Source organism: Serratia sp. S4 (assembly GCF_000347995.1).
GTDB classification, from domain to species: Bacteria; Pseudomonadota; Gammaproteobacteria; order Enterobacterales; family Enterobacteriaceae; genus Serratia; species Serratia quinivorans.
This window is the reverse complement of record NZ_KB661120.1, coordinates 4,248,652-4,271,131: the sequence shown is the minus strand read 5'-3', so window position 1 is coordinate 4,271,131 and position 22,480 is coordinate 4,248,652. Positions and strand designations below refer to the sequence as shown.

The following is a 22,480-nucleotide window of genomic DNA, read 5'->3' as shown; positions in this document are numbered from 1 at the left end:
CATTACAGCAGGGGTTCCATCTCCAGCAGGATCTGTTCGCACCACTGTTGCAGACGTTCTTCGCTCATGTCGTATTGGTTCACATCATCGAGCGCCAGGCCAACAAAGTGTTTGCCGTCGGCGCTTAGCGGTTTCGGGCTGGTGAATTCGAAGCCGTCGATCGGCCAGAAGCCAATAAACTGTACGCCCAGTGGGGCAATGTGATCGTGCAACATGCCGAGCGCATCGAGGAACCATTCGCCGTAGCCGAGTTGATCGCCCATGCCATACATGGCGACAATTTTCCCCTGGAGATCCAGCGTGGTCAGCTGTGGCCAAATCGCTTCCCAGTCTTCCTGAAGCTCACCGAAATCCCAGGTTGGCATGCCGAGGATCAGGATGGAGTACTCTTCCATCAGCTTGGGGGAAACGTCTTTCAGGTTGTGCAGGTCGACCAGGTCTTCACCTAAAATCTCACGGATTTTTTCTGCCGCCATCTCGGTGTAGCAGGTGCTGGAGCCGTAAAACAGACCAATCTTCATGTGTAAACCGTTTATATTGCCGTAGGTAGAATTGCAGCGAGTATACCCGATTTGTCCCGGCTTAAGGCATAATGCCTGTGGCATAAACGTAACAAAGAGAGGACCGCGTGCAACAGCAAGAGAGTGCGTTGATTGAGCAATTCCTGGATGCGCTGTGGCTCGAACGTAATCTGGCAGAAAATACGCTGGCCTCTTACCGATTGGATTTGCAGGCGCTGGGTGCCTGGCTGAATCAGCAAAATACCTCGCTGTTACAGGCACAGGCGCTGGATTTACAGGCGTTTCTCGCCGATCGAGTGGAGGGAGGATATAAAGCGACCAGCTCCGCCCGTTTGCTGAGCGCCATGCGCCGTCTGTTCCAATACCTGTATCGCGAAAATATGCGTAGCGACGATCCCACGGCACTGCTGGCTTCGCCGAAGCTGCCGCAGCGCCTGCCGAAAGACCTGAGCGAAGCGCAGGTCGATGCGCTGCTGAAGGCGCCCTGTGTCGATCAGCCGCTGGAGCTGCGTGACAAGGCGATGCTGGAAGTGCTGTACGCTACCGGGCTGCGCGTTTCCGAACTGGTCGGGCTGACCATCAGCGATGTCAGCCTGCGCCAGGGCGTGGTACGGGTGATAGGTAAAGGCAACAAGGAACGACTGGTGCCGCTGGGTGAAGAAGCGGTGTACTGGATAGAAAACTATCTGGAGCACGGCCGCCCGTGGATGGTCAACGGCCAGGCGCTGGACGTCTTGTTCCCCAGCAACCGCAGCCAGCAAATGACCCGACAGACATTCTGGCATCGCATCAAACACTATGCGATCCTAGCGGGTATTGACAGCGAGAGGCTGTCGCCGCACGTGTTGCGCCACGCGTTTGCCACCCATTTGCTGAACCATGGGGCCGATCTCCGTGTCGTACAGATGTTATTGGGGCATAGCGACCTCTCGACCACACAAATTTACACGCATGTAGCGACCGAAAGACTTAAACAGCTACATCAACAGCACCACCCGCGTGCCTGACACGCCGGGTTCAAAAGGATTGGAAGAATGAAGAAAGGTTTAATGCTGCTCTCTATGCTGGTGGCTTCAGTGACCGGCGCGGCCCATGCCGACGACGCGGCAATTCAAAAAGCACTTGGCAGCCTGGGCATTCAGCAGGCGGACGTGCAGCCTTCACCGGTGAACGGTCTGAAAACCGTACTGACCGATAGCGGCGTGCTGTACGTGACCGAAGACGGCAAACACATTCTGCAAGGCCCGCTGTACGACGTGAGTGGCAAAGAGCCGGTTAACGTCACCAACCAACTGCTGACCGGTAAACTGGAAGCGCTGAAAGATCAGATGATCGTCTACAAAGCGCCAAAGCAGAAACACGTGATCACCGTGTTCACCGACATCACCTGTGGCTATTGCCACAAGCTGCACCAGCAGATGAAAGAATATAACGATCTGGGCATTACCGTCCGTTATCTGGCGTTCCCGCGTCAGGGGCTGAATTCCCAGGCCGAAAAAGACATGCAGTCAATCTGGTGTACCGCCGACAAGGCCAAGGCCTTCGATACCGCCATGAAAGGCGACGCGGTTTCTCCGGCGACCTGTAAAACCGACATCAGCAAACACTATGCGCTCGGCGTGCAGTTCGGTATTCAGGGCACCCCGGCGATCATTCTGGAAAACGGCATGATGATCCCAGGGTATCAGGGGCCAAAAGAGATGGCCGCCATGCTGGACGCGCATCAGACCGCAACCAAAACCGGTGGTTAATCGCCGGTGAGCATCAAAACACAACTACGCCGCCGTGCGGCGGCGGACGACAGCCATTTGCCGGCCAGCCTGCACCCGCTGTTGCGCCGTTTATATGCGCTGCGTGGCGTTCAGGCTGAGCAGGAATTGGAACGCAGCGTCAAAGGCATGCTGCCGTGGCAGCAGTTGGATGGCATTGACACCGCCGTTGGCATTTTGCAACAGGCGCTGGCGGCGAGTCGCCGCATCATGGTGGTGGGGGACTTCGACGCCGATGGCGCCACCAGTACCGCGTTGACGGTGCTGGCGCTGCGCAGCATGGGCGGCAGTGCGGTCGATTATCTGGTGCCGAATCGTTTTGAGGACGGTTACGGCCTGAGTCCCGAAGTGGTCGAACAGGCGGCAACGCGCGGTGCGGAATTGATCCTGACGGTGGATAACGGCATCTCTTCCCATGCGGGAGTGGACGTGGCCCACGCCAAAGGCATGCAGGTGCTGGTGACTGACCACCACCTGCCGGGGGAAACCCTGCCGGCGGCGGAAGCGATCGTCAACCCGAACCTGCGCGGCTGTGAGTTCCCTTCCAAATCCCTGGCCGGCGTCGGCGTCGCATTCTATCTGATGCTGGCGCTGCGTGCCCGGCTGCGTGACAGCGGCTGGTTTGAACAACGTGCGCTGGCGATGCCGAACCTGGCGGAACTGCTGGATCTGGTCGCGCTCGGTACGGTGGCGGACGTGGTGCCACTCGACGCCAACAACCGCATTCTGGTGTACCAGGGCCTGAACCGCATCCGCGCCGGTAAATGCCGGCCGGGTATCCGGGCGCTGCTGGAAGTGGCTAACCGTGATGCACGTCAGCTGGCAGCCAACGATCTCGGCTTTGCGCTGGGGCCACGGCTCAACGCCGCCGGACGGTTGGATGATATGTCGATCGGCGTGGCCTTGTTGTTGAGTGATGACATCGCGCAGGCGCGTATGTTGGCTAACGATCTTGATGCGCTCAATCTGACACGGCGCGAGATTGAACAGGGCATGCAGGTTGAAGCTCTGCAGCTGTGCGACGAACTCGAGCGCAGCAGCACCGCCTTGCCATACGGGCTGGCGATGTATCATCCGGAGTGGCATCAGGGCGTGGTGGGGATTCTGGCCTCACGCATCAAGGAGCGCTTCCATCGCCCGGTGATCGCGTTTGCACCGGCCGGTGAGGGCATTCTTAAAGGCTCGGGCCGTTCGATAGCCGGTCTGCACATGCGTGATGCGCTGGAGCGGTTGGATACGCTGAATCCGGGGTTGATGATGAAGTTCGGTGGTCATGCCATGGCGGCCGGGCTGTCGCTGGAAGAGAGCAAATTCGACGAGTTCCGCCAGCGCTTTGGCGATCTGGTGGTGGAATGGCTCGATCCGGCGATGCTGGAAGGGGTGATTTGGTCTGACGGCGAACTGGCGATGCAGGAACTTTCGCTCGAAACGGCGGAGCTGTTGCGCGAGGGCGGCCCCTGGGGCCAGGCGTTCCCGGAACCGACCTTCGATGGCACATTCCGCATCCTGCAGCAGCGGCTGGTGGGCGAGAAACACCTGAAACTGATGGTAGAACCGCTTGGCGGCGGCCCGCTGCTGGACGGTATCGCGTTCAATGTCGATACCACCCTGTGGCCCGACAGCAGCGTGCGCGAAGTGGAACTGGCCTACAAGCTCGACGTCAACGAGTTCCGTGGCAACCGCAACGTGCAGTTACTGATCCAACACCTCTGGCCGCGTTGATTTGTGGTTGCTTTATCCCGGGGTTTGCTCTGCCAAATCCCGGCAAGTTTTCTTCCCCCACAAAAACTAACCAACCGGCTATAAACTGACGTCTGGATCCGCTAGAATTACCGGTTCCAATGGCATTTCGCCATCGACGACATCAACGTAAAAGAACGCAAAAAACATGTTTGAAATTAACCCGGTAAAAAACCGAATTCAGGACCTGTCCGTGCGGACTGCCGTTCTTAGGGGGTATCTTTGACTATGATGCCAAGAAAGAACGCCTAGAAGAAGTTAACGCAGAGCTGGAACAACCTGACGTTTGGAACGAACCCGAGCGCGCACAGGCGCTGGGTAAAGAGCGCGCAGCGCTTGAAGCCATCGTTGAAACCATCGATCAGCTGGAGCAGGGCGGCGAAGACGTCTCTGGCCTGCTGGAATTGGCGATTGAAGCCGACGATGAAGAAACCTTTAACGAAGCCGTCGTTGAGCTTGATCAACTGTCTGCCAAGCTTGAGCAATTAGAATTCCGTCGTATGTTCTCTGGTGAATACGACAGTGCTGATTGTTACCTGGATATCCAGGCCGGTTCCGGCGGCACCGAAGCACAGGACTGGGCCAGCATGTTGCTGCGCATGTACCTGCGCTGGGCCGAGGCCAAAGGCTTCAAGACCGAAGTGATTGAAGAGTCCGACGGCGACGTGGCAGGGTTGAAGTCCGCCACCATCAAGATCATCGGTGACTATGCGTTCGGCTGGTTGCGTACTGAAACCGGCGTACATCGCCTGGTGCGCAAGAGCCCGTTCGACTCCGGCGGCCGTCGTCATACCTCGTTCAGTTCGGTGTTTATCTACCCGGAAGTGGACGACGATATCGATATCGACATCAACCCGGCGGATTTGCGTATAGACGTTTACCGCGCCTCGGGTGCGGGTGGTCAGCACGTGAACAAAACTGAGTCGGCGGTGCGTATTACCCACTTGCCGACCAATATCGTAGTGCAGTGTCAGAACGACCGTTCTCAGCATAAGAACAAGGATCAAGCGTTTAAACAGCTGCGGGCCAAGCTGTACGAGTTTGAGATGCAAAAGAAAAATGCTGATAAACAGATGATGGAAGACAACAAGTCCGATATCGGGTGGGGCAGTCAAATCCGCTCTTACGTGCTGGATGACGCCCGAATCAAGGATTTGCGCACTAATGTTGAAACGCGCAACACGCAGGCCGTATTAGATGGCGACCTGGATAAATTCATTGAGGCAAGTTTGAAAGCCGGGTTATAAGGAACAGAAATGTCTGAGCAACAACCACAAGGCGCCGAACAGGCGCTGGATCTCAATAACGAGTTGCAGTCACGCCGTGAAAAACTGGCTGCGCTGCGCGAGAACGGCATTGCGTTCCCGAATGATTTCCGTCGCGATACCACGTCCGACAAGCTGCACGCTGCGTACGGCGATAAAGACAACGAAGAGCTGGAAGCACTGGGTGTAGAAGTCACCGTTGCCGGCCGTATGATGACCCGCCGTATCATGGGCAAGGCATCCTTTGTCACGCTGCAAGACGTTGGTGGCCGCATCCAGCTGTACGTCGCCCGCGACGATCTGGCGGAAGGCGTTTACAACGAAGAATTCAAGAAGTGGGACCTGGGTGACATCCTTGGCGCACGCGGTAAGCTGTTCAAAACCAAGACCGGCGAGCTGTCTATCCACTGCACCGAACTGCGCCTGCTGACCAAGGCACTGCGTCCGCTGCCGGACAAGTTCCACGGCCTGGCCGATCAGGAAACCCGTTATCGTCAGCGTTACCTGGATCTGATTGCCAACGACGAGTCGCGCAAGACCTTCCAGGTGCGTTCTCAGATCATGGCGGCAATGCGTAACTTCATGGTGGAACGCGGCTTCATGGAAGTCGAAACTCCTATGATGCAGGTGATCCCGGGTGGCGCTTCTGCTCGTCCATTCGTGACTCACCACAATGCGCTGGACATCGATATGTACCTGCGTATTGCCCCAGAGCTGTACCTGAAGCGTCTGGTAGTAGGTGGCTTCGAGCGCGTGTTCGAAATCAACCGTAACTTCCGTAACGAAGGCGTCTCTCCGCGTCATAACCCAGAGTTCACCATGATGGAACTCTATATGGCTTACGCGGATTACAAAGATCTGATCGAACTGACCGAGTCGCTGTTCCGCACCCTGACCCAGAACGTGCTGGGTAATACTCAGGTGCAGTACGGTGATGAAGTGTTCGACTTCGGCAAGCCGTTCGTGAAGCTGACCATGACCGAGGCGATCAAAAAATACCGTCCGGAAACCGATCTGGCTGACCTGGCTGATATGGGTAAAGCGGTGGCTATCGCTGAATCCATCGGCATCAAGGTTGAGAAGAGCTGGGGTCTGGGCCGCGTAGTGACCGAGATCTTCGAAGAAGTGGCGGAAAGCCATCTGATTCAGCCGACTTTCATCACTGAATACCCGGCCGAAGTTTCGCCGCTGGCACGCCGTAACGACGTTAATCCGGAAATCACTGACCGCTTTGAGTTCTTCATCGGCGGCCGTGAAATCGGCAACGGCTTCTCCGAGCTGAATGACGCAGAAGACCAGGCGCAGCGTTTTGCTGACCAGGCTAATGCGAAAGACGCAGGTGATGACGAAGCCATGTTCTACGACGAAGACTATGTCACCGCGCTGGAGCACGGCCTGCCACCAACCGCAGGTCTGGGCATCGGTATCGACCGTATGGTGATGCTGTTCACTAACAGCCACACCATTCGCGACGTGATTCTGTTCCCGGCAATGCGCCCACAGAAATAACTTCGCAGTGATGAATATCAACCGGCGCAGGTCTCTGTGCCGGTTTTTTTTCGTCTGATGAGTGAGGATAGGGCCTATTATCGCTAACTGCTTAAAACACCAGCAGTTACGCGTTATCTCCGCTTGCCCGGCAGGGATAACCGGTTATAATGGCAGCCGCACACCGATGCGGGTGTAGTTCAATGGTAGAACGGCAGCTTCCCAAGCTGCATACGAGGGTTCGATTCCCTTCACCCGCTCCATTTCCGCTATCGTTTGCTTCACATTCCCTGCTGATTACCGACATCCCTGTCCCATTGCTGACGCCTTAAATTTGCCCTATTGCCGCTTGTCTTCCCGCGACTGTCAGTTCGCTGGCAAGTATCTCAAACAAAGTATCGATTTCTTGCAGAGTATTGTAATGCATCATCCCAATGCGCAGCACGCCGCCGCTGTCCTGCAGGTTCAACCGTCGAATTAACCCCAGCGCATAGAAGTGTCCGCTGCCGACGCAGATATTGTGCCGGCCAAGTCGACGGGCGATCTCCTCAGGCGCATGGCTGCTGAAGGTCAGGGCAAAGGTCGGGGTACGACGGTGAATGTCAGCCTGCGGGGTACCATAGAGCTGCACGCCGTCGAAGTTCCGCAGGCCTTGCAGGAAGTGCCTGCACAGATTCTCTTCATGGTGGTGATAGTCGGCAAAACTTTCCTGTAAACGCTGCCTTAAAGGAGCGCCTGCTGTACCCCATTGCGCCAGGTAGTCAATCGCCGCCGTTACACCGGCCAACCCTTCGAAACTTTGGGTGCCGGTCTCAAAACGGCCTGGGCCAGTGTCGGTGGCCGGTTCGACTTTATAGGGCTGCAGCCGTTGCAGCCATTGCGGCGCGATATAGGCCATGCCGATATGCGGGCCAAAGAATTTATAGGCAGAGCACACCAGAAAGTCGCAGCCCAGCGCCTGCACATCGATCAGGTTATGCGGAGCATAATGCACTGCGTCGACATAAACCTGCGCGCCGACCCGGTGGGCGGCTTCGGTGATGGCTTTAATATCGACGATGCTGCCCGTAACATTAGACGCATAGCTGACGGCGACCAGGCGAGTTTTGGCGGTAATCTTTTCGCACAGCCGGGCGGTATCCAAAGAACAATCCGCTTGTTGCAGGGGGATTTGATGCACGGTGACTTGCTTGTCATTTGCCGCCTGCTGCCAGCTGGAGACATTGGCGTAGTGATCAAGCTCGGTAACGATGATTTCGTCCCCGGCTTGCCAACTACGGCTAATGATGCGGCTGAGGTGGAACGTCAGCGAGGTCATGTTCATGCCAAAAACGATATTATCGGGCGAGGGTGCATTCAAGAAGGCGCGCACCGATTCCCTTGCATGATCCATCACCTCGGTTGTTTTATGGCTGGAAAAATAATGTCCGCCCAGATTGGCGTTATATTTCCCCAGGTAGTGGGTCATTTTCTCCAGCACCCCTTGCGAAACCTGAGAACCGCCAGGCCCATCGAAAAAGATAACGGGTTTGTCATCATAGCGTTGGGTCAGCGCACTAAACTGAGCCCGGGCGAGTTCGGGAGTAAACGTCATGCTTTTTCCCCTCGTGCGGTCAGGACAAACAGGTCAAGATGCCCTTCTTGTTCCGGGACAATGGCGCTGATCGGCGTGGCGTTATGCCATAGCTTACTGTCCGCCAACAAAACGGCTTCGCCATCCGCCAACACTTTTTTAAAGAACGGGGGCTGGTGATTATCGGCGTATAGCATGATCTCGCCGCCGACAATATTTTGCCGATGAATACCAATCATCGCTATATGGTCAAAACCATCCTGATGGATCCCTTCCGGCGCCACCTGCGTTTCATTATCAATAGCGACCACGCGCATCTGATGAATCTCTATTTCCGTTCCTTCAGGTAAATCATTGCTTTCAGCAAACAGATTGCACATTTCTTCCATAGCGGCGCTTTGCAGTACGGCATCGTCAATCGGCTCGAAACGGCGCACTACGTTGCCCTGAAAGTGGTTGATTTCGTCAGACTGAACGAAATTGCGCGGACCAATTTCTACCACATGACCATTGAGATGTTTGACGACCGAATAGCGGCGCAAGCGGTACTTGCCGTCGGCGTGTTGTGTATGCGGCAAGCCAGAAAACGACGGCATTAATTGTTGGGTGGCCTGGTGGCTAAGTGCAGTCATACTTATTACGTTTTCGTGTTTATGTAACATAATCACCTCAAATATGAATCAAGACTGACTTTGTAGGGAGGTATTTCGATTGAATTGTAGTCGACACTATTGCCAACGCAATTTTTAGCCAGCGCCGACTACCTTCAAGCGATATGTTGCTGTAAACAAGAATGAACGCAGACAGTATTAGCTGTCGGTTGAGCGGCTAAGGGTTTCCCAGGCATCGATATCGGTATTCATTTGGTGCAGTTTTTCTCTGACATACATGACGGCGTCGCTGCCCAGCAGCAGTGATGCAGGGGGGGCAGGGCTGTTGATGAGTTGCAGGATGGCTTTGGCGGCCTTAACCGGATCGCCGGGTTGATGGCCGCTGCGTTTTTCGCGTGTTTCACGGATCGGTCCAAAACTCTGATCGTAATCATTGATGCTGCGTGGTGAACGCACCATCGAGCGCCCGGCCCAGTCGGTTCGAAAAGAGCCGGGCTGAATGGCGGTGACCGCAATATTAAAGGGCTTTAGTTCTTTGGTCAGCGTTTCTGAAATTCCCTGCAAGGCAAATTTGCTGCCGCAATAGTAGCTGATCCCCGGCAGGGTAATGAAGCCGCCCATGGAGGTCACATTGAGAATATGGCCGGCCCGGCGCGCCCGAAAATAAGGCAGGAAGGCTTTAATTACGGCCACTGCACCAAACACGTTGACCTCAAATTGGTGGAGAGCTTCACTCAGCGGCGATTCTTCCATAATCCCTTCGTGGCCATAACCGGCATTATTGACCAGAACGTCGACCGCCCCCAGTTCCTGCTCTACGGCATCGACCAGTGGGGCAATCGCAGCGAAATGAGTGACATCGAGAATGCGGCCAAAGCAGCGGCCCGGTTCCAGGGTTTCGAATTCATCTTTGGCCTGCTGGTTGCGCAGTGTTCCGACCACGCGGTGACCCGCTTTAAGCGCTTCTTCTGCCAGTGCGCGACCGAAACCGCTGCTGACACCGGTGATGAAAAATAATTTTGAATGGTTCATGGCACTCTCCTCAGTAATGTGGAGAAGCAGAATAGGGGAGGCAGGATAAAATCCGTAGCCCGGATCCTCTCTGATGTTTGCCTATTCCTCTGAGTTGTCTGGACGAGGATGACGCTGAGTGTCACACTTCGCACACTTTCAGCCTCTTTTTGCAGGTGCTTATGGCCATTCCCCCTCCGACGATTAGCGGCCAGATGGCTGAGCTTTTGGACCGACTAACGCCGCGTGAAGGCTACAACCTAACGGCCCTGGCGGACGTGCGCTTTTTACGATCCAACCGTCCGCTGATGCGCACGCCGGTTTTATATGAACCGGGGATCGTCATTGTGGTGCAGGGGCGAAAACGCGGGTTTTTGGGGAACGATGTCTATTTGTATGATGCGCAGCATTATCTGATGGTCTCGGTTCCGGTGCCTTTTACCATGGAAACGGATGCCAGTGCTTCCGAGCCGATGCTGGCGATTTACATGCGGTTGGATTTCAGTTTGGCCGCTCAGTTGATGCTGCAACTCGACGATCGCGCTCCGGCGCTCAGCGAGCCTCCACGAAGTATGGTCTCGAGTCCGCTGGATGACACAATAAGCCGTTCGGTTTTACGTTTTCTACAGATCATGGCTTCACCGCTGGATGCCGAGATATTGGGGCCGGCGATGATGCGGGAAATTTATTACCGCGTAATGACCGGGGCACAGGGGCAGATGTTGCGAAATGCGCTGACCACCCAGGGGCAGTTTGGCAAAGTGGCGAAAGCGCTGCGAAAATTGCACGCCGAATATGACTCGCATCTGGATGTGAATGCGCTGGCGAAAGAGGCGGGTATGAGCCTGCCAACATTCCATAGTCATTTCAAAACCGTGACCAACACTTCACCGATGCAATATTTGAAGTCTACGCGACTGCATCAGGCCAGATTACTGATGCTGCGAAATAATCTCTCCGCTTCAGCCGCCTGCGTGCGGGTGGGGTATGAAAGCGTTTCTCAGTTTAGTCGTGAGTTTAAACGTCTGTTCGGACTAACGCCGCTTAATGAAGTTGAGCGTATGAGGCACAACTTTTCGTTGCCTGCGCCAGTGACCCCTTCTGATTTTATTTCTTCTCATTGACCGGGAGGCTGCGCTTCACGAAATGGCGACCAGAGTACCGATGATGGCGATCAGCAGGATCCAAAACCAGTTGGAAGTTTTTAGGTGTAAGTCCTAATTATATCGCTGTATTTTCACCTTGAACATCCATAGCTCCCGCCATAAATTTGCTACGGGAATCCCGGATCTCCGCCATGTTTGACAGGATCCATTCCCACATTGGCAGCATATTAATCAGCACGCCTTCGCCAATTGGGGTTAATTGATATTCAACGTGAGGATGCGGGTATTTTTGTTGGTAGTCGTGACGAGTAATCAATCCGTCACGCTCCAAATGGCGCAGTGTTCTTGTCAGCATGCGTTGTGTTACACCGGATAGCGCCCGGCCCAGTTCCGCATGACGTAAAGGCCCATGGGTGCCCAGCGTATAGATGATACTCAGAGACCAACGGTTGCCGGTATGCGCCAGTACTTCACGTTTTAAGCCATCATCTTCATCGCTGAGCGCACTGCATATCGCGGCAAATTTTGTTTTTTGTTCGTCGTTGAGTTTCATTTCATCCTCACAGTATCAACGGTGTGCCTGATTGCTCCCTTGCTATCAGGCTGACAGGATATGGCGACCAATACAGCAGGAGAGAGTATGAGCATCTCAAATAGTCGTCAAATATCTAATATTCTGATTCTGGGAGCCGGCGAACTTGGCATGGCCATGTTGAACGGATTTGTGAGGGAGAAGGAACGGCGGCCTGATGTCAAACTGACGGTACTGCTGCGCCCTTTATCACTGGGCAATACCTCGCAGGAAAACCTGTTGCGTCAAAGGCAGCTCGAAGCATGGGGGATTGATATCGTTACCGCCGATTTTAGCCTGCAATCGGAAAAAGAACTGGCAACGGTTTTTGCCAAGTATGACGCCGTCATAAACTGTAGTGGATTTGTCGGCGGTAAAGGAACACAGCTTAAAATTACTCGTGCGGTTCTGTTAGCCGGGGTGGCCCGTTATTTCCCCTGGCAGTTTGGCGTCGATTACGATCGTATCGGCATGGGAAGCGGTCAACCGGTATGGGATGAACAGCTTGCCGTGCGGAGTCTGCTACGTGCGCAGCAGAGGACAAATTGGGTCATCGTATCGACCGGAATGTTCACCAGCTATCTTTTCGACCCCGGCTTTGGGGTGGTTGAGCGGGAGCTCCACAGGGTTAATGCACCGGGTAGTGCTGACTATTCGATCACCCTGACCACGCCCGAAGATATTGGTCAGTTGACGGCGAAGATTTTCTTTCAGCGGCCACGGATCGACAATGACATTATTTATATTGCAGGGGACAGCATGACTTACCGTCAGTTGGCTGAACTGCTTGGTGAGCATGACCGATGTGCTTATACGCTGGTGGTCGAGGATCATCAGGCTTTGCAGGATGCTGTGACTGCGTCACCTGAAAGTCTCACCGCAGCCTACCGACTGGCGTTTGCTCGTGCAGATGGTGTTTCCTGGGATAAAGCGAAAACCTACAATGTTCGGCAAGGTATTGAGGTGACGGATGTTCGGGGATGGTTGAAACAACATTGCCCCGACGTTTAATTAATCACTGCCGGCATTGTCGGCAGTCTTAAGGAAAATTTATAGCTATATTTATTTACCGAAATTGATGATGATTAATTTCTATTTATTTACAAAACGAAAACAACAATAACCTTATTTAAACAAGCTAAGTTTAACTTGTTTTATCTGGTGTTTTTTTAACTAAAAAAACCATCTGTTTGTGATCGCTACCCCTCAATGAAAATGAAAAGAAGTTAATTATTAACCTTCTTAACAATAATAATGAGGTTAGCATGTTATTTACCATTCAACTTATTGTCATACTGATCTGTCTATTTTATGGAGCCAGAAAAGGTGGGATTGCACTGGGGTTGCTCGGCGGTATTGGATTAATCATCCTGGTTTTCGTTTTTCATTTACCGCCCGGAAAACCGCCGGTGGATGTCATGCTGGTTATCATCGCCGTGGTGGCCGCATCGGCGACGCTGCAGGCATCCGGCGGGCTTGACGTGATGCTGCAGATTGCCGAGCGTATGCTGCGCCGCAATCCTAAATATGTCTCCATCGTCGCTCCCTTTGTGACCTGCATCCTGACCATTCTTTGCGGTACCGGGCATGTGGTATACACCATTTTGCCGATTATTTATGATGTGGCAATCAAGAATAACATTCGCCCGGAAAGACCGATGGCGGCCAGTTCTATCGGGGCGCAGATGGGCATTATAGCCAGTCCGGTATCCGTCGCTGTGGTGTCGCTGGTTGCTATGCTGGGTAATTTTACCTTCAATGGCAAGCACCTCGAGTTTCTCGATCTGCTGGCCATTACTATTCCTTCGACCTTGTGCGGCATTCTGGCTATTGGTATCTTCAGTTGGTTCCGGGGTAAGGATCTGGATAAGGACGAAAAGTTCCAAAGCTTCATTTCAGACCCGGAAAACTATAAATACGTTTATGGCGACACGGCAACGTTACTGGATAAGAAATTGCCCACCAGCAACTGGGTGGCTATGTGGATTTTTCTGGCTACCATAGCTATTGTTGCGCTATTGGGCGCTTTTTCTGAACTACGGCCATTAATTAATGGAAAACCACTTTCCATGGTATTGGTCATCCAGATGTTTATGCTGTGTGCAGGTGCAGTAATTATTATCGCGACCAAAACGAATCCGGCCAATATCTCAAAAAACGAGGTTTTCCGTTCAGGCATGATTGCCATAGTGGCGGTTTACGGTATTGCCTGGATGGCCGAAACCATGTTTGGTGCGCATTTGGAAGAGATAAAGTCCGTACTGGGAACCCTGGTTAAAGAGTATCCCTGGGCTTACGCTATCATTTTGCTGCTGGTTTCCAAGTTTGTTAACTCCCAGGCGGCTGCACTTGCAGCCATCATCCCTGTCGCATTGGCTATCGGTGTTGATCCGGCCTATATCGTAGCTTCTGCTCCCGCCTGCTATGGCTACTATATTTTACCCACCTACCCAAGCGATCTGGCGGCTATTCAGTTCGATCGCTCCGGGACAACCAACATCGGACGGTTCGTCATCAACCACAGTTTCATCATGGTGGGTTTGATCGGGGTTTCCGTCTCCTGCGTGATGGGTTGGGTGCTGGCCGCGGCCTACGGTTTCTTGTAACGAGGGGGCGCAGCGCTGGATAATGCTGTGTGTTGATGAATCACTATTTTTCTTAGATTTGAAATGCAAAAAACCCGCTCAAAGCGGGTTTTTTATCACTAATGCTTAACTGCTCAGGCTGGTGCCTTCATCGCTATCGTAAGTCTTAGTGAGATTATCGGCGATTAAAGCGCGATAACATTAACAGCAGATGGGCCTTTAGCGCCGTTCTCAATCGAGAACTCTACTTTCTGACCTTCATCCAGGGTTTTAAAATCGCTGCTCTGGATGGCGGAGAAATGTACGAAGACATCTTTGCTGCCATCTTGTGGAGTGATAAAGCCGAAGCCTTTGTCAGCGTTAAACCATTTTACTAAACCAGTCATTTTGTTAGACATAGATATATCCTTTTCATTTTTTGAGCCACTCAACGTGGCGAACATGGCCTGTTTTGCAGATTTTTACTTATGGGGCACTTAGGAGGAGGCTCATGAAGAAGGGTATCTAGAGATAACGCTTGAACTGAGAACTGCTTTACTAAAACTGCTTTCATAAGGTCTGTGTTCCAAACCGATGCCGCCATAGTAGGCTTGGTTTGATTTATTAAGCAAGGATTAATTTCCTTAATGTCATTGGCAGGCCAATATTTCCTCGGTGCCACATGAGGGATAATGACAGGACTCAGGCTGTGTGGCAGGCATCTTTTATCGTCATGTGGCTGATGCATAAAAGATAAAAGCCCTGACAATGGTTGCCAGGGCTTTTAAGGTACTATCGACTTCAAATTTAACATTAATGAACTTACTGATTTCTTACTGCTAAGGTACTACCATTAAATGTACATGTTTATCACAGATAATATTGGGCGAACTAAAACCTCCCCTATATTTACCAGTTTACGTTTATCATCAATCCTAATAGATATTCAAAGATTGATGGCTTAACCAGGTACATCTCCCCTCGCGATATAGACTCTTTGATGCGTGGCCTCACTTCTATTGCGATCTGTTGCACTAAACTGAAGAATCGCAAACAAAAAACAATTAGAACATGGCCTTACATCATCGCGTGTTGGTACACACCCTGCGATTGTAGGTACTGACTACATGGCCTGAAAGCGTCATCAATAGAGAATGTTGCTTATCTCGATACTGATGCCCATACAAAAAATACTTCGTGGCCTTTATCGCAAAAATAACTGTAATAACTAAACTTCAATACTTTTACCTTTATCAACAAGCTATTATTACGCTGTTGATGATTACTAATCTACTGGTTTTTTAAGGGGTGTCAATACTGTTTTTAATAACATGTTTTTAATGACATGTCTTTATTAACAGTGTTCATAATAATCATCGACTAAGCATCATGGAACGCTTATTTTTCAGCCTCAAATCTTGAGTTTTAGGAGGTTTATTATGCTTGAAATTCGTACAGTGGCGGTAGGGTAAAACTTATTTTTTTAATTAATTAATGAAAACAAAATTATAGTGGAACAGCAGAGAGTGGCAGTGTCTGACATAGCCCGCTGCAGAAGCAACGGGCTGGTTTTGATGCTATCAGGGCTTGGCGATAAAGCGGGCCAGCCGTTGATGCAATTGACTGTTCTCTTTACGTAAATGCTCAATTTCTTCCAGCAGCGTCAGCGTTACCGCAATTCCGGGCCAATCCAGAGCCAGCTCGCGATGCAACTGCTCAGCGCGATGGAAGGTGATTAATGCACGATCGTCAAAGATCCAGTCTTCAGTCTCGGGATCGCGCGGTTGAATCACACCCAGCCCGACAATTTCCGTCAGCTCATCCTGTGAAACGCCGGTATGCAGGCAAAACTCGGTAATGGTGAAAGTTACTGTTACGTTAGCCATTTTGCTTACTCCAGTCTTTGCGCGGATCGAAGCTCTGCTGGGCTTCTGCCAACTGTTGCCACAGCGCGGCGCTTTTTTCGTCCGGCTTCGGTGGCATCATGACCTTGATCACGGCATACAAATCCCCGGTTTCTTTTTTGCCGACCAGGCCTTTTCCCTTGATGCGCAAGCGCTGCCCGGTTTGGCTACCGGCAGGAATGGTCAACAGGATACTGTCTTTCAGTGTGGGTACCGGTACTTTGGCGCCGAGTGCGGCTTCCCACGGGGCGACTGGCAGCACGATCTCCAGATTGTGACCGACGATGTCGAACAATGGATGCGGAGCAATGCGGATGATCAGATAGAGATCGCCGCTGGCGCCACCGTCAGTTCCTGGTCCGCCCTGGCCCTTAAGACGAATGCGTTCGCCATCGCCAACGCCGGCGGGGATTTTCACATTAAGGGTTTTAGGAATTTCCTGCTCCACCATGCCGAAAGCGTTATATACCGGCAGGCTATAGCGAATGGTACGGGTTTGCTCGGCCTGGGTTTCTTCCAGGAAGATAGCCACTTCCATTTCAACATCCTGGCCACGCATGCCCTGACGTCGTTGACGATGTTGTTGGCCACGGGCATGTTCGCCGAACATGGAGGAGAAAATATCGGAAAAATCTTCGGCGTTATGAGCACTGCCATGCTGCGTCTGGCGGCCAAAATTGGGATCGTTGCGGTGCTCTCGCAGTTGATCATATTCGGCACGGCGTTCGTCGTCTTTCAGCACTTCATAGGCTTCGGCGACCAGTTTGAACTGTTCCTCGGCATTCGATTCTGTGCTGACGTCGGGGTGATATTTTCGTGCCAGTCGGCGATAGGCAGTTTTGATTGCCTTGAGATCGTCCGCCGGCTTAACCCCTAAAATGGCATAGTAGTCCTTGAATTCCATAGCGTTATCATCTCACTTCAATCTTTCGTCAGGGGGATAGTTGAACCTGTATTGGGTGAAACTTTACTCTTAGTCGGGCTGTTTGTCGTTGATGTCCCGATGTCATCAGGCGGTTTGGCAACCAAAAAGCGGAGCCGGGTGGCTCCGCTGCGGGATCATGTCCGTTTCAGTAGTCGGGCAACCTGGAACAGGCTGAAAGAGCTGAACAGCATTTCAATGCCGACAATGGTGGTCACCAACACCACCGACGTCACGGGATCGGCGCTCAGCAGCAGCCAGGCAATCGCCAAATCCAGAACGCCAATCACCAATTGCAACCAGCTTCCTTTAACTTCACGCAGCTTGTAACCGGCAATCAGACGAGCAATTCCACCCAGCGCAAACAAGGCGGCGAGATAAATTGCCATGGCGAAAATGCCCACCGCCGGGTTGGTGATAAAAACGTAGCCGATAATCAGGTAAGCCACCCCGAGCAGAATACCGCCGATCATCGGCCAGGTATTTTGCAACCGGTTGGCAACCATGGCGAAAATCAGACCAAATCCACTCAGCAACAAGAAAATCCCCACGACCATACTGATCGCCGCGCCGGAGGCGAAGGGGCTGAACAGGCAGAAAAGGCCGCCCAGTAACAGCAGTAGCGAGATGATTAACAGCGGGGTGCGTTGTTTCTTTAGGCTCTGTTCGTCGATGTTCAACGAATGAAGATGATTCATATTTAACATGATGTAACTCCCTTGTTTTGAATGTCCTGTACTGTTCACCACTGAGTATAGTGGAACACGCCGCCTTGAGGATGATGCATGGCTGCGGTGTTTTTCCTCCGGTACCAAAAAGAGCCTCGCAGGTGGATTACATAAGGTTTTTCATGGCATACGTGCCAGAATAGAGATAAAACCGATGCCGCTATGCTGACCGAGATAATAGATATCCGATGATGGCTCCTTCCCGCTTACTGAAATTTCTGCTGCCTTATCTTTGGCCTAAAGATAACCCTAAACTGCGTTATTACCTGGTTATTGCCTTTGCTTTCATGGTGATATCCAAGGTCAGTATCACGCTGGTGCCGCTGGCATACAAAGCGATGATCGACGCCCTGAGTGGCGAAACCGCCAAAATGCTGGCCATCCCCATAGGATTGATTTTGGCCTATGGCGTGGCGCGCATCGGTGGGGCGTTATTTGAAGAGCTGCGCAACGTGATGTTTGTGCATGTCAGCCAGAATGCCACCCGACTACTGGGGCTGCGGGTTTTCAGACAGTTGCACGCGCTGAGCCTGCGCTTTCACCTGGAGCGCCAAACCGGCGGGTTATCGTTATCGATCGAACGCGGTACTCAGGCGGTGGCAACGGTGCTTTCGCGGCTGCTGTTCTCCATTTTCCCCATTTTGTTCGAGATCACCCTGGTCGCGGTGATCATGTGGCATCTGTTAAACGGTTGGTTTGCACTGGCCATTTTGCTGACGGTCGGCTGCTATATCCTGTTTACCGTGATGGCGGTCAGTTGGCGTAGCCGCTTTCGGCGCGAGCTTAATCAGGCGAATGCCGATGCCAATACCAAATCTATCGACAGCCTGCTCAATTATGAGACGGTAAAATACTTCGGTAACGAAGACTTCGAGGCCGAGCGTTTTAATATGTCGCGCCGGCTGTATGAATATGCCGCCATCAAGAACCAGTTCAGTTTTACCGCTCTGAACCTCGGGCAAACTGCCATTATTTCCATCGGCCTGATCGTGATGATGGCGATGGCGGCGCAGGGCATTGTGCAGGGGCGCATGACGATTGGTGATTTTGTATTGGTGAATGCCTATCTGCTGCAACTCTATCAGCCACTGAATTTCTTCGGTTTTATTTATGCCGAAGTCAGGCAGGCGCTGATCGATATGGAAAACATGTTCGATTTGTTGCAGGAAGAGCAGGAAATCGTCGATCGGCCGGATGCGAAGGCGCTGCACCTGGCTGCTGGCGAGGTGAGTTTTGACTCGGTCAGCTTTGGCTATGATGCGCGTCGGCCGATCCTGAAAAACGTCAGCTTCACTATTCCGGCCGGTAACACGGTCGCGGTGGTCGGAGCCTCGGGGGCGGGCAAGTCCACGCTGTCCCGGTTGCTGTTTCGTTTCTATGACGTGAGCGGTGGCTCGGTCTCGATTGACGGCCAGGATATCCGCAGCCTGAAACAGGCCAGCCTGCGCGCGGCGATCGGCATCGTGCCGCAGGACACCGTATTGTTTAACGATACGCTGGGCTACAACATTGGCTACGGTAAAACCGGCTCGAGCCAGGACGAGATCGAGCGGGCCGCCAGGTTGGCGCATATACATGAGTTTATCGTCAGCCTGCCCGACGGCTATCAAACCCGGGTGGGGGAGCGTGGGCTTAAGCTGTCCGGCGGTGAAAAGCAACGGGTGGCGATTGCTCGTACCATTCTGAAAAATCCGGCGATCCTGGTTTTCGACGAAGCCACCAGCGCGCTGGATACCCAGACCGAACGCGAAATCCAGTCGCACTTACGTGAAGTGAGCCGTGACCACACCACGCTGGTGATTGCGCACCGTTTATCGACGGTGGTGGATGCCGATGAAATTATCGTGCTGGAGGCCGGTGAAATCGTTGAGCGCGGACGGCATGAAGCCTTGCTGGCAGCCAATGGTCGCTATGCTGCGATGTGGCAAAACCAATATAACGACGAACAGCAGCCCTGAAGGTGTTGACCCCGGGCGCTTTACTGCGCCTGGGGATTGTCGTTTATAGATCGCCGGTCAGGTACTGCGCTACACCGTTGCCGAAACTCCAGTCGCCCTGACTGTTGGTGGTGATGGACACCATCAGGTCACTGCCTTCAATCCCACAGTTCTCCTTCAGCTCCCGGCTGAGATCGGCATAAAACCGCTGTTTCTGCTGCTCGGGTCGCGGGCTGGTAATCACCCGTACCACCACCAAATCGCGGGTGCGAGTCAGGTTAAGGCCGGTGTCTTCAATCACCATGTGGTGAGCCTTGTTTTCATGAACAATCTGGTACCTGTCACGCGGCGGGACTTCAAAGGCGCTGAGCACCGCGCGGTGGGCAGCATCGAGCAGGGTTTTCAGTTCGGCTTCGCTGCGGCCCTCAATGACTTCAAAGATAAGTAATGGCATTTTTATAATCCTGTCAGTGGGTTAATCTCGATGTGAGGCAGCGAGTTATCTTCGCCTTTGAGAACCCATCTTAGCCAAGCGGCGGTGTGGGAAGAAGCGCTATACTTGAACTCATTGTTTATATAAATGAACAGTCGACGATGAAAAACCCAAAAATAGAAACCCTGTGGACCCATTTGCACTGGCTCACCGTGCTGGCCGAGCAGGGCAGTTTTACCCGTGCGGCGGAGCGGCTGGATGTCAGCAAAGCGGCGATGAGCCAAAAAATCAAAGAGATTGAAACCTTGGCCGGGGTGCCGCTGGTGCAACGCACGACGCGCAGCGTCAGACTGACCGATGCCGGGCTGCGACTGGTGGAGGAACTGCGCCAGCCTTTCGCGCAGATAAAGCAGAGTTTCTCCGGCATTTGCGATTCGGCCGGGCCGCTGCGTGGTTCGGTGCGGGTGACGGCCCCGGTGGCATTTGCCCGTCAGCAACTGGTGCCACGTATTACCGGCTTTCTGCGTGCTAATCCGGAGGTGCGGTTGCAGCTTGAGGTGTCCGACCGGCTGGTGTCGTTAACCAGCGAAGGGTTCGATTTGGCGATCCGCCACAGTGACAACCTGCCCGATACCCATGTCGCCTGGCGACTGTGCCAGACCGAAACCTTGGCGGTGGCCTCGGCAGACTACGTGAAACGGCACGGCATGCCGGTTTCACCGGCCGATCTGCAACGGCATCAGTGTCTTTATTATCCCCGCAGCAGTGAATCCCCGAGCTGGAGCTTTGTCGCCAAACAGGCAGCAGAGGGCAAGACAGAAAAGATTCGGGTGCCGGTCAGCGGCCCGTTTGCCACCAATAACAGCGAGTCGATACGTGATGCGGCAGCGGAAGGCTTGGGCATTGCCCTGTTGCCAGACTTTAGCGCGCAGCAGGCATTGGCAGACGGCAGATTGATCGAGGTATTACCGGCCTGGCGGCCGATAGATGCCTTTGCTGACAGCCTTTATGTGGTACGCCCTTATTCGCCCCAGGTCTCGCGAGCGGTGGCGGAGTTCAGCCGTTATCTGCGCAGTGCCTTTGCCGAGGGGTTTTCGTCTGCCGGGTGCTGAATTGCCAGCGTTACCACCCACCAAGGCTGGCGCAATGGTAACGCTAATTGTAAGAACGATACGATTAACGCAGCCCCTGGACCAGCGAGTCGGCGCTGATGTCCGCGATGGTTTTCGCGCCGATCAGCGTCATGGCAACGCGCATTTCTTTATCGATCAGCTCGAGCAGGTTGGCGACTCCGGACTGCCCGGCGGCGGCCAGCGCATAGGCAAAGGCGCGCCCCAGCAGCACGCCGTCGGCGCCCAGAGCAATCATGCGCACCACGTCCAGCCCGCTGCGAATGCCAGAGTCGGCCAGCAGGGTGATATCGCCCTTCACCGCCTCTGCAATTGCCGGCAGCGCATGGGCAGTGGACAACACGCCGTCCAGCTGGCGGCCGCCGTGGTTGGATACCACAATACCGTCGGCCCCGAAACGCACCGCATCTTTGGCGTCTTCGGGATCCAAAATGCCTTTGATGATCATCGGGCCTTGCCAGAACTCGCGGATCCAGTCCAAATCCTTCCAGGAAATCGAGGGATCGAAGTTGGTACCCAGCCAGCCGATATAGTCTTCCAGGCTGGTGGGTTTGCCGCGATAGGCCGAGACGTTGCCCAGATCGTGCGGCTTGCCGCACAGCCCGACGTCCCAGGCCCACTGCGGATGGGTCACCGCCTGCAACATGCGGCGCACGGCGGCATTGGGGCCACTCATGCCGGAGTGGGCGTCGCGGTAACGCGCACCGGGCACCGGCATATCGACGGTGAATACCAGGGTTTTCACCCCGGCCGCTTTGGCGCGCTCCAGCGCATTGCGCATAAAGCCCCGGTCTTTCAATACGTACAGCTGGAACCACATCGGCCGATCGATTGCCGGTGCCACTTCTTCAATCGGGCAAACCGAGACCGTCGACAGGGTAAAAGGAATGCCTTTCTGCGCGGCGGCTTTGGCTGCCTGGACTTCACCGCGTCGGGCGTACATACCGGTTAACCCGACCGGGCCGAGGATCACCGGCATCGCCAGTTTTTCACCGAACAGGCTGGTTTCCAGGCTGAGGTCGGACATATTGCGCAGTATGCGCTGGCGTAGCGCGATGCCCGCCAGGTCTTCCATGTTGCGTCGTAGCGTGTGTTCCGCGTAGGCCCCGCCGTCAATATAGTGAAACAGAAAAGGCGGGAGCTTAGCCTGTGCTGCGGCCCGGTAATCGGTTGAAGCGGAGATGATCATATTTATACCTTATTTCGA

Annotated in this window: 21 protein-coding genes and 1 tRNA gene; 11 read left to right on the top strand and 11 right to left on the bottom strand. The window is 53.5% G+C overall.

The features are described 5' to 3' along the window. Window positions 1-2: 2 nt before the first annotated feature. Window positions 3-521: a flavodoxin FldB gene (gene fldB / locus SERS4_RS0120605; protein WP_017893855.1), complete on the bottom strand. Its 519-nt coding sequence runs from the start codon at window positions 519-521 to the stop codon at window positions 3-5. Between the two features lie 107 nt (window positions 522-628). Between fldB and xerD the strand changes: the two genes are divergently transcribed. From xerD to SERS4_RS0120575, 6 genes are all read left to right on the top strand, one after another. Further along, on the top strand, window positions 629-1,528 hold the full coding sequence (xerD, locus tag SERS4_RS0120600) for a site-specific tyrosine recombinase XerD (protein WP_012146594.1): 900 nt from the start codon (window positions 629-631) through the stop codon (window positions 1,526-1,528). A gap of 27 nt (window positions 1,529-1,555) precedes the next feature. Further along, a complete protein-coding gene (dsbC, locus tag SERS4_RS0120595; RefSeq protein WP_012146593.1) occupies window positions 1,556-2,272 on the top strand; it encodes a bifunctional protein-disulfide isomerase/oxidoreductase DsbC in 717 nt (238 codons plus the stop codon). Window positions 2,273-2,278: 6 nt separating this feature from the next. Then, on the top strand, window positions 2,279-4,012 hold the full coding sequence (gene recJ / locus SERS4_RS0120590; RefSeq protein ID WP_017893854.1) for a single-stranded-DNA-specific exonuclease RecJ: 1,734 nt from the start codon (window positions 2,279-2,281) through the stop codon (window positions 4,010-4,012). Between the two features lie 166 nt (window positions 4,013-4,178). Next, a protein-coding gene (gene prfB / locus SERS4_RS0120585) for a peptide chain release factor 2 (protein ID WP_112363199.1) occupies window positions 4,179-5,277 on the top strand; the annotation gives its coding sequence in 2 pieces (ribosomal slippage) (window positions 4,179-4,253 and window positions 4,255-5,277; 1,098 coding nt in all). 9 nt (window positions 5,278-5,286) lie between these two features. Next, window positions 5,287-6,804 (top strand): lysine--tRNA ligase, encoded by a 1,518-nt coding sequence (gene lysS / locus SERS4_RS0120580; protein WP_012146591.1) that lies wholly within the window; start codon window positions 5,287-5,289, stop codon window positions 6,802-6,804. Window positions 6,805-6,972: 168 nt separating this feature from the next. After that, window positions 6,973-7,046, top strand: a tRNA-Gly gene (locus tag SERS4_RS0120575). 65 nt (window positions 7,047-7,111) lie between these two features. On the opposite strand, the gene SERS4_RS0120570 is transcribed toward SERS4_RS0120575, so the two are convergent. The 3 genes from SERS4_RS0120570 to SERS4_RS0120560 form a co-directional block, all read right to left on the bottom strand. Further along, window positions 7,112-8,377, bottom strand: a complete 1,266-nt coding sequence (locus tag SERS4_RS0120570) for a cysteine desulfurase-like protein (protein ID WP_017893851.1) — start codon at window positions 8,375-8,377, stop codon at window positions 7,112-7,114. Beyond that, window positions 8,374-8,988 (bottom strand): 2OG-Fe dioxygenase family protein, encoded by a 615-nt coding sequence (locus tag SERS4_RS0120565; RefSeq protein WP_223272826.1) that lies wholly within the window; start codon window positions 8,986-8,988, stop codon window positions 8,374-8,376. Before SERS4_RS0120565 ends, SERS4_RS0120570 begins: the two co-directional genes overlap by 4 nt. Window positions 8,989-9,165: 177 nt before the next feature. Then, window positions 9,166-9,999 (bottom strand): oxidoreductase, encoded by an 834-nt coding sequence (locus SERS4_RS0120560; RefSeq protein WP_017893849.1) that lies wholly within the window; start codon window positions 9,997-9,999, stop codon window positions 9,166-9,168. A gap of 161 nt (window positions 10,000-10,160) precedes the next feature. Here SERS4_RS0120560 and SERS4_RS0120555 point away from each other — a divergent pair, with 161 nt between their 5' ends. Beyond that, a complete protein-coding gene (locus tag SERS4_RS0120555) occupies window positions 10,161-11,102 on the top strand; it encodes an AraC family transcriptional regulator (protein WP_017893848.1) in 942 nt (313 codons plus the stop codon). Between the two features lie 97 nt (window positions 11,103-11,199). Here the strand turns inward: SERS4_RS0120555 and SERS4_RS0120550 are convergent, their stop codons facing one another. Continuing rightward, entirely contained in the window at window positions 11,200-11,637 is a 438-nt protein-coding gene (locus SERS4_RS0120550; RefSeq protein WP_017893847.1) for a helix-turn-helix domain-containing protein, read from the bottom strand. An 87-nt stretch (window positions 11,638-11,724) separates the two neighbouring features. Here SERS4_RS0120550 and SERS4_RS0120545 point away from each other — a divergent pair, with 87 nt between their 5' ends. Together SERS4_RS0120545 and SERS4_RS0120540 are read left to right on the top strand one after the other, a co-directional pair. Next, window positions 11,725-12,666 carry an aromatic alcohol reductase gene (locus SERS4_RS0120545; RefSeq protein ID WP_017893846.1) on the top strand — a complete coding sequence of 314 codons (942 nt, stop codon included), beginning with the start codon at window positions 11,725-11,727 and terminating at the stop codon, window positions 12,664-12,666. Window positions 12,667-12,920: 254 nt separating this feature from the next. Continuing rightward, window positions 12,921-14,261, top strand: coding sequence for an anaerobic C4-dicarboxylate transporter (locus SERS4_RS0120540; RefSeq protein WP_017893845.1), 1,341 nt, complete (start codon window positions 12,921-12,923; stop codon window positions 14,259-14,261). A gap of 164 nt (window positions 14,262-14,425) precedes the next feature. On the opposite strand, the gene cspA is transcribed toward SERS4_RS0120540, so the two are convergent. From cspA to SERS4_RS0120520, 4 genes are all read right to left on the bottom strand, one after another. Then, window positions 14,426-14,638, bottom strand: a complete 213-nt coding sequence (gene cspA, locus SERS4_RS0120535) for an RNA chaperone/antiterminator CspA (RefSeq protein ID WP_012146565.1) — start codon at window positions 14,636-14,638, stop codon at window positions 14,426-14,428. Window positions 14,639-15,799: 1,161 nt separating this feature from the next. Further along, a complete protein-coding gene (gene cbpM / locus SERS4_RS0120530) occupies window positions 15,800-16,105 on the bottom strand; it encodes a chaperone modulator CbpM (RefSeq protein ID WP_012146564.1) in 306 nt (101 codons plus the stop codon). After that, window positions 16,098-17,027 (bottom strand): curved DNA-binding protein, encoded by a 930-nt coding sequence (gene cbpA / locus SERS4_RS0120525; RefSeq protein ID WP_012146563.1) that lies wholly within the window; start codon window positions 17,025-17,027, stop codon window positions 16,098-16,100. The genes cbpM and cbpA overlap by 8 nt, the downstream gene beginning before the upstream one ends. 155 nt (window positions 17,028-17,182) lie before the next feature. Further along, window positions 17,183-17,752 (bottom strand): HdeD family acid-resistance protein, encoded by a 570-nt coding sequence (locus SERS4_RS0120520; RefSeq protein WP_017893844.1) that lies wholly within the window; start codon window positions 17,750-17,752, stop codon window positions 17,183-17,185. Between the two features lie 212 nt (window positions 17,753-17,964). Here SERS4_RS0120520 and SERS4_RS0120515 point away from each other — a divergent pair, with 212 nt between their 5' ends. Continuing rightward, a complete protein-coding gene (locus tag SERS4_RS0120515) occupies window positions 17,965-19,731 on the top strand; it encodes an ABC transporter ATP-binding protein/permease (RefSeq protein WP_026142513.1) in 1,767 nt (588 codons plus the stop codon). Window positions 19,732-19,774: 43 nt separating this feature from the next. Here SERS4_RS0120515 and SERS4_RS0120510 read toward each other — a convergent pair whose 3' ends face one another. After that, entirely contained in the window at window positions 19,775-20,164 is a 390-nt protein-coding gene (locus SERS4_RS0120510) for a tautomerase family protein (RefSeq protein ID WP_012146560.1), read from the bottom strand. Between the two features lie 140 nt (window positions 20,165-20,304). On the opposite strand from SERS4_RS0120510, the gene SERS4_RS0120505 reads away from it, so the two are divergent. Continuing rightward, window positions 20,305-21,255, top strand: coding sequence for a LysR family transcriptional regulator (locus tag SERS4_RS0120505; protein WP_017893842.1), 951 nt, complete (start codon window positions 20,305-20,307; stop codon window positions 21,253-21,255). Window positions 21,256-21,319: 64 nt separating this feature from the next. Here the strand turns inward: SERS4_RS0120505 and lldD are convergent, their stop codons facing one another. Beyond that, window positions 21,320-22,462, bottom strand: coding sequence for an FMN-dependent L-lactate dehydrogenase LldD (lldD, locus tag SERS4_RS0120500; protein WP_017893841.1), 1,143 nt, complete (start codon window positions 22,460-22,462; stop codon window positions 21,320-21,322). Between the last annotated feature and the right edge of the window lie 18 nt (window positions 22,463-22,480).